The sequence below is a fragment of the Nocardia sp. A7 genome (assembly GCF_046549215.1).
In the GTDB taxonomy this organism is placed as follows: Bacteria; Actinomycetota; Actinomycetes; order Mycobacteriales; family Mycobacteriaceae; genus Nocardia.
Genome location: NZ_JAJPWE010000001.1, coordinates 720978 through 736783 on the forward strand (window position 1 = coordinate 720978; position 15806 = coordinate 736783).

18 protein-coding genes and 1 other RNA gene are annotated in these 15806 nt (G+C 67.6%); 4 read left to right on the top strand and 15 right to left on the bottom strand.

All coding sequences use genetic code 11. The features are described from left to right. Window positions 1-24 precede the first annotated feature (24 nt). On the top strand, window positions 25-423 hold the full coding sequence (locus ACLJPD_RS03205) for a VOC family protein (RefSeq protein ID WP_410870189.1): 399 nt from the start codon (window positions 25-27) through the stop codon (window positions 421-423). Here the strand turns inward: ACLJPD_RS03205 and ACLJPD_RS03210 are convergent. Continuing rightward, window positions 399-887 carry an NUDIX hydrolase gene (locus ACLJPD_RS03210; protein ID WP_410870190.1) on the bottom strand — a complete coding sequence of 163 codons (489 nt, stop codon included), beginning with the start codon at window positions 885-887 and terminating at the stop codon, window positions 399-401. The genes ACLJPD_RS03205 and ACLJPD_RS03210 overlap by 25 nt on opposite strands. Window positions 888-1006: 119 nt before the next feature. Further along, on the bottom strand, window positions 1007-1702 hold the full coding sequence (locus tag ACLJPD_RS03215) for a helix-turn-helix domain-containing protein (RefSeq protein ID WP_410870191.1): 696 nt from the start codon (window positions 1700-1702) through the stop codon (window positions 1007-1009). Between the two features lie 114 nt (window positions 1703-1816). Between ACLJPD_RS03215 and ACLJPD_RS03220 the strand changes: the two genes are divergently transcribed. Then, entirely contained in the window at window positions 1817-2680 is an 864-nt protein-coding gene (locus tag ACLJPD_RS03220; protein WP_410870192.1) for a DUF1266 domain-containing protein, read from the top strand. On the opposite strand, the gene ACLJPD_RS03225 is transcribed toward ACLJPD_RS03220, so the two are convergent. Further along, entirely contained in the window at window positions 2658-3545 is an 888-nt protein-coding gene (locus tag ACLJPD_RS03225) for a hypothetical protein (RefSeq protein ID WP_410870193.1), read from the bottom strand. The two genes, ACLJPD_RS03220 and ACLJPD_RS03225, sit on opposite strands and share 23 nt — an antisense overlap. A 112-nt stretch (window positions 3546-3657) precedes the next feature. Here ACLJPD_RS03225 and ACLJPD_RS03230 point away from each other — a divergent pair, with 112 nt between their 5' ends. Further along, complete coding sequence (locus ACLJPD_RS03230) at window positions 3658-3867, top strand: DUF5302 domain-containing protein (RefSeq protein ID WP_410870194.1); 210 nt, start codon at window positions 3658-3660, stop codon at window positions 3865-3867. 24 nt (window positions 3868-3891) lie between these two features. On the opposite strand, the gene ACLJPD_RS03235 is transcribed toward ACLJPD_RS03230, so the two are convergent. The 4 genes from ACLJPD_RS03235 to ssrA form a co-directional block, all read right to left on the bottom strand. Continuing rightward, window positions 3892-4950: a hypothetical protein gene (locus ACLJPD_RS03235; protein ID WP_410870195.1), complete on the bottom strand. Its 1059-nt coding sequence runs from the start codon at window positions 4948-4950 to the stop codon at window positions 3892-3894. A gap of 143 nt (window positions 4951-5093) precedes the next feature. Next, window positions 5094-5786 (bottom strand): cation transporter, encoded by a 693-nt coding sequence (locus ACLJPD_RS03240; RefSeq protein WP_410870196.1) that lies wholly within the window; start codon window positions 5784-5786, stop codon window positions 5094-5096. Next, window positions 5786-6115, bottom strand: a complete 330-nt coding sequence (locus ACLJPD_RS03245; protein ID WP_410870197.1) for an ArsR/SmtB family transcription factor — start codon at window positions 6113-6115, stop codon at window positions 5786-5788. Before ACLJPD_RS03245 ends, ACLJPD_RS03240 begins: the two co-directional genes overlap by 1 nt. 106 nt (window positions 6116-6221) lie before the next feature. Then, window positions 6222-6594: a transfer-messenger RNA gene (gene ssrA, locus ACLJPD_RS03250) on the bottom strand. A gap of 225 nt (window positions 6595-6819) precedes the next feature. Here ssrA and ACLJPD_RS03255 point away from each other — a divergent pair. After that, window positions 6820-8118, top strand: coding sequence for an ABC transporter substrate-binding protein (locus tag ACLJPD_RS03255; RefSeq protein WP_410870198.1), 1299 nt, complete (start codon window positions 6820-6822; stop codon window positions 8116-8118). A gap of 3 nt (window positions 8119-8121) precedes the next feature. Here ACLJPD_RS03255 and ACLJPD_RS03260 read toward each other — a convergent pair whose 3' ends face one another. From ACLJPD_RS03260 to hisN, 8 genes are all read right to left on the bottom strand, one after another. Beyond that, window positions 8122-8985 carry an EamA family transporter gene (locus ACLJPD_RS03260; RefSeq protein ID WP_410870199.1) on the bottom strand — a complete coding sequence of 288 codons (864 nt, stop codon included), beginning with the start codon at window positions 8983-8985 and terminating at the stop codon, window positions 8122-8124. After that, window positions 8985-9458, bottom strand: coding sequence for an SsrA-binding protein SmpB (gene smpB / locus ACLJPD_RS03265; protein ID WP_410870200.1), 474 nt, complete (start codon window positions 9456-9458; stop codon window positions 8985-8987). Before smpB ends, ACLJPD_RS03260 begins: the two co-directional genes overlap by 1 nt. 48 nt (window positions 9459-9506) lie before the next feature. Then, window positions 9507-10472 carry an NAD-dependent epimerase/dehydratase family protein gene (locus ACLJPD_RS03270; RefSeq protein ID WP_410870201.1) on the bottom strand — a complete coding sequence of 322 codons (966 nt, stop codon included), beginning with the start codon at window positions 10470-10472 and terminating at the stop codon, window positions 9507-9509. Between the two features lie 55 nt (window positions 10473-10527). Beyond that, window positions 10528-11466: an acyl-ACP desaturase gene (locus tag ACLJPD_RS03275; RefSeq protein WP_410870202.1), complete on the bottom strand. Its 939-nt coding sequence runs from the start codon at window positions 11464-11466 to the stop codon at window positions 10528-10530. A 125-nt stretch (window positions 11467-11591) separates the two neighbouring features. Further along, entirely contained in the window at window positions 11592-12206 is a 615-nt protein-coding gene (locus ACLJPD_RS03280) for a YdcF family protein (RefSeq protein ID WP_410870203.1), read from the bottom strand. A 316-nt stretch (window positions 12207-12522) separates the two neighbouring features. After that, window positions 12523-12756: a hypothetical protein gene (locus tag ACLJPD_RS03285; RefSeq protein WP_410870204.1), complete on the bottom strand. Its 234-nt coding sequence runs from the start codon at window positions 12754-12756 to the stop codon at window positions 12523-12525. A gap of 94 nt (window positions 12757-12850) precedes the next feature. Beyond that, on the bottom strand, window positions 12851-14830 hold the full coding sequence (gene recQ, locus ACLJPD_RS03290; RefSeq protein WP_410870205.1) for a DNA helicase RecQ: 1980 nt from the start codon (window positions 14828-14830) through the stop codon (window positions 12851-12853). A 94-nt stretch (window positions 14831-14924) separates the two neighbouring features. Beyond that, window positions 14925-15710, bottom strand: coding sequence for a histidinol-phosphatase (hisN, locus tag ACLJPD_RS03295; protein WP_410870206.1), 786 nt, complete (start codon window positions 15708-15710; stop codon window positions 14925-14927). Window positions 15711-15806: the final 96 nt, after the last annotated feature.

The window sequence follows — 15806 nt, forward strand, 5'->3', positions numbered from 1 at the left end:
GGCGCGCGCACTTAGGCTGCGAGGATGACTCCACAGCTCGATGTCGTGTCCGTTGTTGTTTCCGATATGGCCGCTTCGGTGGCCTTCTACCGCAGGCTGGGACTGGTTTTCCCCGACGGTGCCGAAGCCGAGGGGCATGCCGAGGCCGTGCTCGGCGGTGGCCTGCGGCTGGCGCTGGACACCGAGGCCACGATCGCCTCATTCGCGCCCGACTGGCAGCCGCCGACCGGTCCCGGCCGCGGCAGTCTGGCGTTCCGCTGCGCCGATCCGGCCGAGGTCGACAAGCTCTATGCCGAGCTCGTCGACGTCGGCTATCACGGGGAACTTCCGCCGTGGGACGCCTTCTGGGGTCAGCGATACGCCTCGCTCGCCGACCCCGACGGGCACGGGATCGACCTCTACGCGCCGTTGCCCGCCGAATAGGACGACCAGTCGTGTGGGTCGCGCTGACGCCGCTGATAACGGCCGAGCATCTCGCGGACCTCGTCGCTGACCGGCGGTTCTCCGGTGAGCCTGGTCCACAGGTGCGCGTCGTGGTCGGTGAGTGTCACCGGTCCGGTCGCGGCCACGTCAACGACGAAGGTGAACTGCCTGGTGCGGGCGCCATCGCCGGTCAGGTAGTCGAAATCGCCGAGGTAGTCGCTCACTCCGGTGACCTGCAGCCCGGTCTCCTGCGCGACCTCGCGGGCCAGCGCCTCGTCGAGAGCCTCACCCGGCTCGACGACGCCGCTGGGCAACTCCCAACGGCCACTCAGGAAATCCGATCGTCGGCGGCGCAGGATGAGCACTCGCTGATGGCGGACGATGACCGCGCCGACGACAAGCCGACGGATTTCGTCTCGTTCGGCCTCGATGCGGAGTGCGGAGTACACGGATTCATCGATCATCAGGTCACATCCTCTCGTCGGTGTTCGGGCTGAGCACTTGCGACGGGGCGTGCACTAGTGAGCCTAATCCTTCCGCCACGCTGTGCCGAATGAGACTTTCCGGGCGGCCGACCGCCCGATCAGCGGGTTTGCAGGGTGCGCACCGAGCATCCCGCCAGGTCACGGACCTCCCTGGACAGGTGTGCCTGATCGGCGAAGCCGGTCAGGGCGGCGGTTTGCGCGGCGGGAATTCCGGTGCGAAGTGCCGCCAGCGCACGTTGAAAACGCAGAATACGGGCCAACATCTTGGGCCCGTAGCCGAACGCGAACAGGGATCGCCGGTGCAGCATCCGGGCCGACATGCCCGTCTGGGCGGCGGTTTCGGCGACCGTCGCGCCCGCCGACAACGCGTCGACGACGGCGGTGAGCGCCGGGTCAGCAGGGCCGTTGTCGGCGGCAAATCGTAATGCGACCGCCTCCAGGGCCGCAACGCGGTCGGGCGCGTTGTCGATGCGATCGACGAACTCGCGGGCAGTGCGCGACGGTGCGATCTCTGTCAGATCGACCCGCTGATTCAACAGTTCTACCGCCGGAATCCCGAGCAACGTGGACGCGGTGCCCGGCGCGAACCTGATGCCGACGAATTCCCGCGCCCGCGCGGTCGGAGCGAGGAACGCACGACTGTCCGGACCTGCCACCATCAGCGTGCCCTCGGTCCAGATCAGGTCCATGCAACCGTCGGGAAACACCGTGACGGGACCGACGTCGGCGGGCATGCTTCGCGACCAGACCACCGCTCGGTCCAGCCGTGCTGCGCATTCCCGGTATTCCGCCACCCCGTCGACGCTAGCCCGACCCACCGACACGTTGGATGTCTCCACCCGGAGGAGGGCCCGACCCGACCCCGTAAGATTTGGCGGCACGACGTTCGCTCGGCAGAGGGGTGCCACATGCAACCGACAGCATCAGTGCAGGGTGGACGGCCGCGAGTGGCAGGGTTTCCCGGCGCCGACATCGACATCGAGCCCGACGTATGGTCCGGGGCGGCGGTTGATGACGACCGGATCAGGGCTTTGGCCGTCGGTGCGTATTACGGGCGCAGTTGGGGTGCGCAGTGCGACGGTGTCGCGTTTCTGCCGGAGGAGCCCGACAGTGCGTCGACGCGGCGGGAGACCGCGATCGAGGGACTGCACGAGTCGTGGGGTGTCGACAATGCCGAGGACGCCCATGACACAGCGCGCCGGTTGCTGGCCGGGATGCACGCGCCGCTGTTCGAACTCGTTCATCCGCTCGCCGTCACGGCGGCGAGCGATACCGGCCGGGTCGACCGGTCCGGCCTGGCCGATGAACATCGCGAATTCCTGCACACACTCTCGGGTTTCCGTGGCTATCGCGGGCCTGCGGGAATCGACCGCGACTACGACGCGTGGCTGCAGGCCATCAAACTCGGCATCACCGACAGTCTGCCGACGCCATTGCAGATCGATGCCACCGCATGGGATCTGGCACGGCTGGTCTTCATCGCCCGCGCCGCGTGCACGGCGGGCTATCTGACCGAGGACGAGGCGTGGGAGCACATGCTGACCGGGCTGGATCGGGCGCGTCAGCACTATCGCAACTGGCGACAGTTCGGCGACGGGTTCCTCACCGGGGCGATCTTCTGGGCCGCCACGCAGGATTTGTCGGCCGCGAAAAGCCAAGTGGCCGAACGTCGGCGGATGATCGCGGGGCTGCACCTGCGGCCGTCGAGTCCGTGGCGGCGGGTGGCCCTGCACGCGGGTGCGCCGGTGTTCAGCCCGGCATCGTCAGCATGATGCCCACGGCCTGACGACGGAACGGCTCGTCGGAGACCATGCCGAGTTTGCGCCGTTCCACCAGCAGTTGCCATTCGCCGAAGAGGTCGGCCGAGGAGGGCATGGACTGGGCGATGGACCCGTCGACGTGCTCGATCTCGCACGCCAAGCGGACTGCCTCGGTGACGCGGGTGAAGTCGACGGGTTCCCAGTCGACGAAGTCCAGATCGGCGCCCGCGCCCGAAACCCGAAGGGTCGCAACATGTCCGGTATCGATGAGGACTTCGGCCCCGGTGAGGACCGAGACCGGGAATTCGTACACCGCCCATGCGGAGACGAACAACAGCCGCAGGGTGGTGATCGCGACCAGGCCGGGCGCGCCTTCGTGGCCGGCTTGCGCGAGTTCGAGTACGTACTCGTCGGGGCGGGCACAGCCGTGCAGGATGTCGATCTCACGTAAGGAATTGCCCGCGTGGCGCATGCGGCGTGCTGCCGCCGTCACATCGGGACGTTGTCGGCCGTTCGCGCCCTGAACAGGTTGCGGTGGAACAAGATTCGGGCGGGGCGGGAACACCCTCCGCAAGCTGACGAGATCGCGTTCGACCGCCCTGGTCAGCGCTTGCGCCTGTTCGCGTAAACCGGTTTCGAGGAACACCGGCACCGGATGACGTTCCGTCGGCGCACCGTTGACCACGAACTGCGCCGACCGGAAGAACAGCAGCAACGCCATCTGCCCGTCCTCGGTGGTCGCCAGCGCGATCCTGGCCAGCTCGGCCACGCCGACATCGAGCGCGATCTCGTTGTCCGCGCGCAGCGGCGTCGTCACCAACCGCCCGTCCGCGTACCGAACCGCGACCCGCGCACCCCATACTTCGATCAAAGCCACGTCCCTCCTGGCCTGCCCCGCATCGACTGGATCGTACCGAGGTGCCGTCGCGGGCCGGGCGTAGGTCCTGCCGATGGTGTGCGAAGGTGCGCTGAGGTGGCAGGCTGTAGGGATGTCCGATGAACAGGAAGTCTCCGCCGAACAGTCCGGTGATGCGAACGAAACCCCGGAAGAGGCCACCAAGCGGAAGTTCCGCGAGGCGCTCGAGCGGAAGAACGGCCACTCCACCGTGGGTGGGGCCGCACAGAATGACGCCAAAGTGCGTGGGACGCACGCGCAGGCGGGTGGGAAGCGGACGTTCCGTCGGCGCGCGGGCGGATAGTTCGCACGCTGAGTGAGTCGGGAGCTACTGCAAGCGGGAAGTGTCGGCGTCCGCTTCGGCTCGAACGGCGTTTTCGAAGGTGGCGCCGCTGTCGGCTTCACTGAAGACCAGCCAACATCCCCGGATGGCGCCGAGCAGGTCTTCCAGCAGGTCGATCGCGGGGCGAGTGGGGTCGAGGCGACAGATCCGGTAGCCGTCGGTCCAGACGTCCGGATCGTCGGCCTCGTCGCGTTCCTCGATTTCCCGCGCGGCTTCGATGATTCCGTCCAAGTCGCGAACCTTGCCTTCGGAGACGGCGATGGCATCGGCGATCAGGTCGACCACCACCTGGGTGGGCGTCTCCCCCTCGCCGAGCCGTTCCAAGACCACGGTCGGCGTTTCGACCTGGAGTGCCTCGATGTCGTCTGCCTCGGCGACCACGTCCACCGGCTCGAGGCCCGTGATCTCGCCCGCCACGGTCGCCGCGGCCCGCAGCCAGTGTGCGGCGGCGACCGACGCGGCGGCCGGGTCCAGTTCGGTGAACAGGTCGATCGTGCCCAATGGGTTGGCGCGCAGCAGGCTGTCCGCCGCGTGCACCTGCACCGGCGAGATCTCCGGCCGGGTCAGTTCGACGGCCTGCCTGGCTCGACCCGCCAGATCACCCAGTTCCGCGGCCGTGATCGCCGCCTGCTCGGTGAGCACCTCGTTCACCACCCGATCCACCAGGCTCGCGTCACCGATCGCGTGGAGCAGGCGGCCCACGTGGTGCGCGGACTCCTCGATGGGGCTGTAGAAGACCAGCATGAACCCGTCGTCGTCGGGCAGGTTGGGCGTGCGCAGTGCGTCTTCGACCTTCGCGAAGCGATTGCGCTCCTCGGCCCGCCGCCACGCCTCCCCGTTCTCGATATCGGGATCCCCGGCAGCGGTCGCCGGATGGGTATAAGTCCGCCACTGAAAACGCGCTAGACTCGCCAGCGCCGCCGCCAGCTGCACCCCGTGCTCCGCCCCCGGCACCTCGGCGATCGTCTCGGCGACGTCACCCCGACCGGTCCCCCAGGTGGCGACCAGCGTGCCCGCCCCCGAGTTGTATGCATACCGCGTCATTCGCTCAGTTCTACGTGGCCGGTTCGCACGGGCCTGCACCAGGGTCTCGCCGATCAGGTCGGAGTCCGATCGCGCGATCTGCTCGCGGCGACAGAGTCTCCCCGTCGCGTGGTCCGACCAGCGGCAACATGGTCAGATCGCCGTCATGCGCACCGATCTCCACCAGCACAGCAATCGTCGGCCTCCGCGACGGTCGGTGTTGTCGCGCAGCATGTTTCGCCCCGCCAGGCGTTGAGACCCTCTCTGACCGCTATCACCGCGATGACCAGAGCCGCGAGCGGGTCGGCCCACGACCAGCCGAACAGGCTGTTGAGCAGCAAGCCGACGAGCAGCACCGCAGACAGGTAGGTGCACAACAGGGTCTGCTTCGAATCGGCCACCGCCGACGCGGACCCCAGCTCCCGCCCCGCTCGCCGCTGCGCGGCGGACAGCACCGGCATGATCGCCAGGCTCGCCGCCGCGAGACCGATTCCCACCGCCGAATGCCGCGGGTCGTCGACTCCGAGCAGCGAGCGCACAGCATCGACGGCGACATAGGCAGCCAGCGCGAAGAACGAGAACGCGATCACCCGCAGTGCCACCTTCTCCCGCGCCTGCGGGTCACGACCGGCGAACTGCCATGCCACCGCGGCCGCCGAGGCCACCTCGATCACCGAGTCGAGCCCGAATCCGATCAGCGCGGTGGACGACACCCGCGCACCTTCGGTCAGCGCGATGACCGCCTCGACCACGTTGTAGCTGATCGTCGCCGCGACGAACCATCGAATCCGCGTCGCCAGCAACGCTTTGCGCACCGCACTCGGCGCCGCCGTCGACGACATCCCGATCGAGTCCATCAACAGCAACCGTCCGCTTCCGTCGCCGGACAGCAGGCGGGATCGACGGCCAGCACCAGCCCGACCAGATCGTCCAAGGCCCGCCCGATACGCGGATCGGCCAGCTCATACCGACTACGTCGCCCCTCGGGAACCGCGACGACCAACCCACACCCACGCAGACAGGCCAGATGATTGGACAGAATCTGACGCGACACCCCGATCGCCTCGGCAAGCTCCGACGGATACCCCGGTTCCTTCCGCAAACTGAGCAGAATCTTGGTCCTGGTCGAGTCCGAGAGGGCGTAGCCGAATCGGGAGAGCGCGTCGGTCCGCACCGTGGATTCCATGCTCGAATAGTACATAGAAAACTGGATTCAGAAAATGGTGTACCAATCGCGCACCGGTCAGTGAGCACGAAAAAGCCCCTCACCTGCGTGTCAGGTGAGGGGCTCTGGGTGGAGCTGCCGGGAATCGAACCCGGGTCCTCCGCCGCGTCTTCAGGGCTTCTCCGTGTGCAGTTCGCTATGTCTCTGCTCGGATCTCCAAGTCTCGCGAACAAGCCTGGATGACGATCCCAGTCGCTGTTAGATGTCCCATTCGACTCCGCGACCGAGCCGAACGGTAATTCCCTCTAGCTGATGCCAGTACCCGGGTCGAGGGACGGACCCGGACTGACAGAGACGACCTGGCTACTTAGGCAGCGAGGGCGTACTCGCGCTGATTGGAATCGGCGCTTAATTGGTTGCAGCGACGCTTACGGTGGTCTCTTGCCTGCACCGACACGCTTCCCCTGAATCAACGTACGCAGTCGAAACCGTTCAGCCCCGTACGTGCCCGCACCGTGCGGGCAAGTCATATTAACACCGGCGCGGCGTGAGATCTTCCCATTATTTCTGCCAGCTCGCGGTGTCGCCGAAGTGATCTTGTAGCGAACACTGCCAGATGGCCTCGGCGAATCCGGGTGGGACCGCCGGTGGTGACGGGTACTGTTCTCGTTCGGCTGCACCGGAACTGTGAAATGTCCTGGGCGACTGGAGCAAGGAGTTACCTCATGGCATTCACCAGTCAGCGTGGACTGCGTCGGTTCGCGGCGATCCCGGCTGTCGCGAGCCTCGTGCTGGCCGCGGCCTGCTCGTCGGGCGAGTCGACCGCCGCGCCGGGCGTCACCAGCACGCCGTGTCCCGGTTCGGTGAACACCGATCGCGGCTGCATCTATCTCGGGGTGCTGTCGGATCTGGAGAACGGGCCGTTCACCCCGCTCGGTGCCGCGATGAACGACGGTCAACTGGCGTTCTGGAAGCAGGTGAACGCGGCGGGCGGCATCGGCGGCTACGACATCGACATCAGCACCTACGCCCGCAACACCTCCTACGATCCGCGCACACATCGCGACGCGTACACCGAGATCGAGCCGAACGTGCTCGCGCTGTCGATGAGTTTCGGGACCGCGCAGACCGTCGCGATGCTGAATCAGATGGACGCCGACGACATGGTGAGCACGGCGGCCACCCAGTGGTCGGGCTGGAACTATCGCAGCGCCGACCGCAATCTGGTGCTCAGCGCCGGCTACTCCTACTGCACCGAAGCGGTGACCGGGCTCGACTGGTTCGCCGAAAACCATTACGCGCCGAGCAATATCGCCGTCGTCGCCTATCGCGGCAACTACGGCGGCGACTACGCCAGCGGGGCGCTGAAGTGGGCGCTGGCCAACGACGCGACCATCGCCGACCGCATCGACACCGGGCCCAATGCCGAGGTCGGCAATCAGGACGGACCGGTGGAAGAGGTCTTGGCGGCGGCACCGGATCTGGTGATGCTGGCCACCGGGCCCGCCGAGACCGCGGAGATCGTGGGCAAGCTCGTGAAGTCGGGCTTCACCGGCCGGTTCCTCGGCTCGGTGCCCACCTGGAACCAGGCGCTGCTGCAGTCGGCGGCCGCACCGGCGCTGACCGCGCTCTACAACTACACGACCCCCGTCGACAGCTGGTTCGGTGACAGCGTGGGTGCCAGGCACGCCCGCGAGGCGATCACCGGGGAACCGGCCAACTTCGGCTACTCGCTGGGTTGGGCGATCACCTACCCGCTCAAAGCCCTGCTCACGACGGCGGCGGCGAACGGCGAACTCACCCGCGCGGGCCTGCGGCGCAGCGTCGGTGCGATGAAACCCGACGGCGAAGGCATGGTCGTGATCCACCCGGCGGGTGCGGCCGAACCGGATCTGGGCACGGAATGGTCGACGGTGTTCGAACCGGACCGCGAGGCGCCGATGGGAGCCAAGGCGGTGAGTATCGGCTATCAAGGCAAGACGCTGGGTCGACTCAAGCTGCAGGAGCCATGCACGCGCCTGTAGGAATCAGGTCGCGGCGATCATGGCGACCGCCGCGAGCGCCAGCGCCATGCCTACCTTCTGGGTGGCGCTGATGCGTTCGCCGAGCAGGACCATCGCCAGCAACACGGTCGCCGCCGGATACAGCGAGCCGATCACGCTGACCACCGACAGCATCGCGCCGTGGAAGGCATAGAGCAGCGCGGCGTTGGCGATCACGTCGAGCACACCGATCGCCAACGCCAGGCGCATCGGTTCGCCGTGTAGGCCGCGGAATTCGCCTGCTGCCAGCGCTGATGTCCACACCACCGCGGTTGCCGCGGCGCGCTGCGCGAGCAGGGGCCACAGACCCGCGCTCGCGCTGGTTTCGTGCAGGAAGTAGAACGCGAATCCGAAGGCGGCGCCCGACCCGATAGTGAGCAGCGCGACCCGTCGGGTGAAGCGCAGTTGCCTGCCGCCGGTGATCTCCTCGGTGGTGTCGTCGGGTGCCTCACGGCTGACGAGCACCACCGCGACCAGGGCAAGGGCGATGCCCGCGATCGCGAGCGTGCCGGGCCGTTCGCCGAGAAAGAATCCGGCGATGACCGGAATGCCCGCGACGAGCACCGCGGTCACCGGCGACACGACCGCCATGGGTCCGTCGGCGAGCGCGGCGTAGAACCACCACACCGCCAACCCGCTGGCCACCCCGGCGGCCAGGCCCCACAGCACCGAGGCGGTGTCGGCACGGCCGCCCACCAGCGGCGCGATCAGCAAGACCAGCAGTACCGAGAACGGGTAGGACACCACGACCACCCGCAGCGCGGTGACCCTGCGTGCCGCGATCCCGCCGAAGAAGTCACTGACTCCGTAGCCCGCCGCCGCGACGAGGGCGAGCGCGACGGAGAGCACTAACGCATGCCCTTGACCCGCCGACCGACCTCCCTGGTGACCTCGCGCTCGGCCTGCTTGCGAGCCAGATCCTGACGTTTGTCGTAGTCCTGCTTGCCCTTGGCGAGCGCGAGCTCCACCTTCACCTTGCCGTCGGAGAAGTACATCGACAGCGGCACCAGCGTCTGGTTGCCCTCGCGCGACTTACCGACCAGGTGCTCGATCTCGCGCTTGTGCAGCAGCAGTTTGCGGGTACGACGCGGCGAATGGTTGGTCCAGGTGCCGTGGCTGAACTCCGGGATGTGCAGACCGCGCAACCAGACCTCACCGTGGTCGACGGTCGCGAAGGCGTCGACCAGGGAGGCCTTGCCTTCGCGCAGGCTCTTCACCTCGGTGCCGACCAACGCGATCCCCGCCTCGTAGATGTCGAGGATCGTGTAGTTGTGCCGGGCCTTGCGGTTGGTCGCGATGACCTTCCGGCCTTTCTCCTTCATAACGGTCAACTGTAAGTGACGGCGCCAGCGGTTTATTCCATGGCTGACTCAGACCCTGGTCGTGAAGAATTTCGCGGCCTCGGTGATCGCTTCCTCGATCGGCCGCGGCGTCCACCCGAGTTCGCGCACGGCTTTCGAATGATCGAGCGGGGTCATCGTGTACATCAGCCGCATCGTCGTCCGGGTCACGCGGATGTCTCTGCGAGTGGCCAAGGCGATGACCTGACCTAGCGTTCCGGCCACGGTCAGCACCGGGCGCGGTATCCCGAACTTCGCCGGTTGCGCACCGGTCACCGAGGCGGCGAAGTCATGGAGTTCGCGCGTGCTGCGGTACCCGGCGGACACGATATAGCGTTCACCCGGCCGTCCCCGCTTCCCCGCCAGGATCAGCGCTCGCGCGGCATCACGGACACACACCACCTCGGCACCCGCGCCGCGCACATACACCGGCAGCTTTCCCCGTGCCGCGGCGGCAACGAAGCTGCCGTGCGGGGTCGGCAGGTAATCGCGAGCCCCGTAGGTATTCGCGACGCACATCGCCACTGCGGGCAGACCGCGTTCGCGGGCATACATCAGGACCAGGTCCTCGGCCTCGACGCGTGACCGCACATAGGCACCGCCCAGGCTCCCCCAGTTGTGGGGTCCGGAATCCTCGGCGATGACCCCGTCACCGATCGGCAATGTGGCTACCGAACTGGTGAAAACGAAGCGCACGAGATCCGCCTTCGACGCCACCTCCAACACCGAACGCAAGCACCTCACGTTCGTCCGGAAGAGCCGATCGGTATCGCGAAGCCAAGGGCGGGCATCGACCACGCAGTAGTAGACGACCGCACAGCCCTGGATCGCCGCACGCACCGCTTCCGGATCCTCGACATCACCGATCACGTACTCGACATCGAGGCCGTGCAGTGCCCGCAACGAACTCGACTCGCGAACCATCACTCGGACACTTTCACCGCTCTCTACCAAGAGCCGGGTCACATGTGAACCGAGGAACCCGCTGGCGCCCATGACCAAATTACGAGGTCTCACACCTGCGGCCTCTCCGGGCAACTGGAAGGCCGACTCAGACCCTTGCTGCCGCCCTGGCCATGGCTCGGTCACGCTGCTCCTCGAAACGGGCCGCCTTGACCTCGAGATCGAGCAGGTAGGTGTGCAGCTCTTCGCGCGCGATCTCGCCTTCGGGGCCGAAATCGGTGCGCTCGAAGATCCGCCAGGTGCGCAGCGTCGGGCGCAGGACGACGTCGAGGTGCTGGCGCAGGTCGTAAACGCCGTGCTTGGCGAGCATGACCGCGTTGCGGCGGAAGTTGGGCTGGTTGAGGCCCGGCATCTGGAAACGCAGGATCACATCGGTGATGGCCTGCATGGCCGCGTCGGGGGTCAGGTCCAGGGCCGCGGCGCAGAGCTTGCGGTAGAAGACCATGTGCAGGTTCTCGTCGGCGGCGATGCGGGCCAGCATGCGATCGGCGACCGCGTCGTTGCACAGGGCGCCGGTGTTGCGATGGCTGATCCTGGTCGCGAGTTCCTGCAGGGTGACATAGGCGACGCCCTTGAGGAACTGCGAGCCCTTCTCGGGCTTGGCAATGCCCGCGGTCATGTGCGCCATCCTGGCCTCTTCGAGGGCGACCGGGTCGACGGCGCGCGTCACCACGAGGTAGTCGCGCAAGACGATGCCGTGGCGGTTCTCCTCGGCGGTCCACCGGCCGACCCAGGTTCCCCAGGCATTGTCGAAGCCGAAGGTGTCGGCGAGTTCGCGGTGGTAGGAGGGCAGGTTGTCCTCGGTGAGCAGGTTGGTGATCATCGCCGCCTTGGCGACCTCGCTCAGTCGCGACTGCTCGGGATCCCAGTCGTCGCCGCCCATGGCCGCGAAGTTGCGGCCCTCGTCCCACGGCACATAGTCGTGGGGGTGCCACATCTTGGCCTTGGACAGGTGGTCGTTGAGATTGGCTTCGGCCGTCGGCTCGAGCTCGGCGAGGATGTCGCTGTCGGACAGGTGGAGCATCATGGGTCGACGTTACGAGGTCGGGGGTGGGTTCTCGGGGTGATTGGCGAGATTTCCGCGACTACTCATCACGCGGTCGACAGGCGGCGATGATCGGTCACAGCCATAGCTGATGGGCAGGGTGCGCGTCATCCGGCCGAGGGCGCGGGGCCGAAGCGGCCGATGTGCAGCGGCACCGTGTCCCACTGGGCCCGGTCGGGCGTGAGGTCGCCGACAACCAACACGCCCGCGTCGGCGAAAGCGCCTCTGGCTCGGGCGATGTGGTCCTCGGAGGTGACGAGGACGATCGAGCGCAGCCCCCTTTCGGTCAGCATCGCCGCGGTATTGCGGGCATTGGCGACTGTCGAGTCGGCCTCGGTTTCACGGATGATCCGGTCCTGGTCGATGCCCGCGGCCACCAGCCAGTCGGCCATGGCGTCGGCTTCGGACAGGCCTGCTCGCGGATTGCCGCCGGTGACGATGATCGGCGACCAGGGCGCGAACACGGCCTGGGCCAGACCTGCGCGCAGGCGTCGGACCAATTCCTCGCGCATCGTCCCTTCCTCGGTCAGGCCGTAACCGAGGACCACCACCGCGGTGGCGGGGCCGTAGATGCCGGGCAGGGTCGGCGTGCCGAGCGCCCGTGCGACGTCGAGACCGGGCGGAGCCGGTAGGTCGGCACCGGCGGGTGCCGGCACGCACGCCAACCCGGTGACCACTATCGCGGCGCACACCACCCGCTTGCCCCAAGTCCACCGCACCATTGCCGTCGCCTCCTCGAGCTCGGGCCGATCTGGAGTGATCGGTCCCGCTCGGCAACGGTGCGCCGGGTCGTCAACTGCCGGTATCCCTTTGACCTGCGGCTACGACAACTCACATGCGGATGTCGGCCCGCGCTGGTGCGTGGCATCGCAAAATTTCCGGAATCGGATGTCGGGTCGACGACGTTTGGGCGAGCGCACGATCGAACGTCCGACGCACCCCGCGATCAGCGGAGTACGACCGTCGGTGAGACAGCACTGAATCCGACAGCGGCGTATGGGAATTTGTCGAAACGCGGGCGCTCGGTGGGCGCGGAAGTCAGCCCGGGCTCAGCACGAGGTAGAGGACCAACGCGGCGGTGAAGACCGCGATCAGCGCGATGGTTGACCACCGTGGCCTGCCGCGGTGGATCACGGCGTGGTGGACGCCGAGCAGGGTGGGCGCGACGACCGGGTCGATGTGACGGTGCGGCATCGGGGGGGTCGGAGAATCGCCTCCCGCGCTCGGGCTGCTGCCCGACGATTCGCTGTCGGAGCCTTCACCATTCGCCATGACTCGACAGTAACTCGGCGTCGTCCGATTCGGTGCGGGTTCCTTTCCGCCGCGCGTGTACACCGTTGTGGGCGGCGAACGCGGCGGGTGCGCCCTATTCCTCGCCGAGTGTGGTCAGCACCCCCTCGCCGTAGCGGGCCAGCTTGTTCTCGCCGACACCGGCGACGGTGCCGAGCGCGGCGAGGTCGGCGGGCTTGCGCGCGGCGATCTCGCGCAGGGTGGCGTCGTGGAACACCACGTAGGCGGGCACACCCTGTTCCTTCGCGGTGGCCGCCCGCCAGGCCCGCAGACGCTCGAACAATCCGACGTCGGCGGCGGGCAGGTCGACGGTCGCCTTGGCCGACCTCGAGGCGCGCGCGGGGCGGGCGGCGCGTTCGGGCTCGCGCCGCATCAGCACCTTTCTGCCCTCGAACAGCACCTCGTTGCTCTCGTCGGTCAGTGCGAGGACACCGTATTCGCCCTGCACAGCGAGCAGACCGCCCGCGAGCAACTGCCGGACCACACCGCGCCATTCGGTATCGCGCAGATCGGTGCCGATGCCGAAGACCGAGAGCTCGTTGTGCCGGTGCTGGGTGATCTTCTGGTTGGTCTTGCCGAGCAGGATGTCGACGAGGTGGCCGGCGCCGAAGGATTGTCCGCGTTCACGTTTGAGCCGCAGCACCGTGGACAGCAGCTTCTGGGCGGGCACCGTGCCGTCCCAGGTTTCGGGCGGGTTCAGGCACACATCGCAGTTGCCGCAGGTGCCACCGGTCTGGCCGAAATAGTTGAGCAGGCGCGCGCGACGACAGCCGACTGTCTCGCACAGGGCGAGCATGGCGTCCAGGTGCAGTTGCAGCTGCCTGCGATGCGCGGCGTCGCCCTCGCTGGAATCGATCATCTTGCGTTGCTGCACAACATCATTGAGGCCGTAGACCATCCAGGCCGTCGACGGCAGACCGTCGCGGCCCGCGCGGCCGGTCTCCTGGTAGTAGCCCTCCACCGATTTGGGCAGGTCGAGGTGGGCGACGAACCGCACGTCGGGTTTGTCGATCCCCATGCCGAAGGCGATGGTGGCGACCACGATCAGGCCGTCTTCGCGCAGGAATCTGGACTGGTTCTCGGCGCGGGTCCGGAAGTCGAGGCCCGCGTGATAGGGCACCGCGCGGATGCCGTTCTCGTTGAGCATGGCCGCGGTCTTCTCGACCGAATTGCGCGAGAGGCAGTAGACGATGCCCGCGTCGCCGGGGTGCTCGGCGCGGATGAAGTCGAGCAGTTGACGGTCGGCGCGGTTCTTCGATTCGATCCGGTACTGGATATTGGGCCGGTCGAAGCTGGAGACGAACTGTTTCGCGGCACCGAGATCCAGGCGTTCGACGATCTCGGCGGCGGTCTTCTCGGTGGCGGTCGCGGTGAGCGCGATGCGCGGGACATCGGGCCAGCGCTCGTGCACCAGCGACAGTGCGAGGTAGTCGGGCCGGAAGTCGTGGCCCCACTGGGAGACACAGTGCGCCTCGTCGATCGCGAACAGGGCGATCTTGCCGCGGTCGAGCAGCCGCAGTGTGGCTTCCAGTCGCAGGCGTTCCGGCGCCAGATAGAGCAGGTCCAGATCGCCGGACACGAACTGTGCCTCCACGGTCCGCCGCTGATCCGGCGACTGGGTGGAGTTGAGGAAGCCGGCCCGCACGCCGAGGGCGCTCAGCGCGTCGACCTGGTCCTGCATGAGCGCGATCAGCGGTGAGACGACGACGCCGACGCCATCGCGCACCAGGGAAGGGACCTGGTAGCAGAGGGACTTGCCGCCACCGGTCGGCATCAGCACCAGCGCGTCGCCACCGCCGACGACCTGTTCGACGATGGCCGCCTGGTCACCGCGGAAACTGTCGTAGCCGAAGACGCGGCGGAGCACTTCGTCGGCGGTCTCGGCGTGGTCGGGAGCTGCGACCCGGCCGGGGGTGGCCGGGGCCAGATCATCGAAGTGGAAGTCGCCGGTGTCGGCGAAGTCGTACCCGCCGTCGGACGGGTACGACTCGTCGGGGGGGAAGTCTTCGGGCGGGAAGTCTTCGACATCGGGGGCTGTGGCGCCGGAATTGCTCACCGGGCCATCCTACGAGCGAGCGCCGGGCGCGCAGCCCGTCGACCGGAGCCGACGGCGGCGAATGCCGAAGTTGCGCACATGTGGATAACTCGATTTACCCCCGCAAACGGGCCAGGACCTCGTCCTGGAGCAACCCATTCGTAGCCACGGCGTCGCCACCGTGCGGGCCGGGGCGTCCGTCCAGGGAGGTGAACACCCCGCCCGCCTCGCGGACCAGGATGTCGAGTGCGGCCAGGTCCCACAGCGAGACCTCCGGCTCGGCGGCGATGTCCACCGCACCCTCCGCGACCAGGCAATAGTTGAAGAAATCGCCGTAGCCGCGGACCCGCCAGACCGCATCGGTGAGGTCGATGAGCTTCTCGCGCAGGCCGCGCTCGTGCCAGCCGGCCAGGCTGGAGAAAGCCAGACTCGCGTTGTCGAGGTCGGCGACCGCGGACACCGAGATCGGCTTGGGCGCACCGGGGTGGACCTGCACCCACGCGCCCGAACCGGCGGCGGCCCACCAGCGCCTGCCCAGTGCGGGCGCGCTCACCACGCCGACCACCGGAACGCCGTCTTCCAGCAGGGAGATCAGGCTGGCCCACACGGGCACCCCGCGGACGAAGTTCTTGGTGCCGTCGATCGGGTCGACGACCCACTGCCTGCCACTGAACTCGGCGTCGCCACCGAATTCCTCGCCGAGCACGGCGTCGCCCGGGCGTTCCTCGGCGAGTACGCGGCGGATCATCTGCTCTACCGCGAGGTCGGCGTCCGAGACGGGGGTGAGGTCGGGCTTCGCGTCGACTCTGAGGTCGACGGCGCCGAAGCGGTCCTGTGAGATCGCGTCGGCCTCGTCGGCCAGTCGCAGGGCAAGGTCCAGGTCAGCGGAGTAGGCAGCCACGGTGGGAGTGTATTCGGGGAGCCGATGCGATCGAGTTCGCGACCCGGCCGGCCGCGTCGCCGCCGCCACCCGAACCCTGCCTGGCGTGCGAGAACG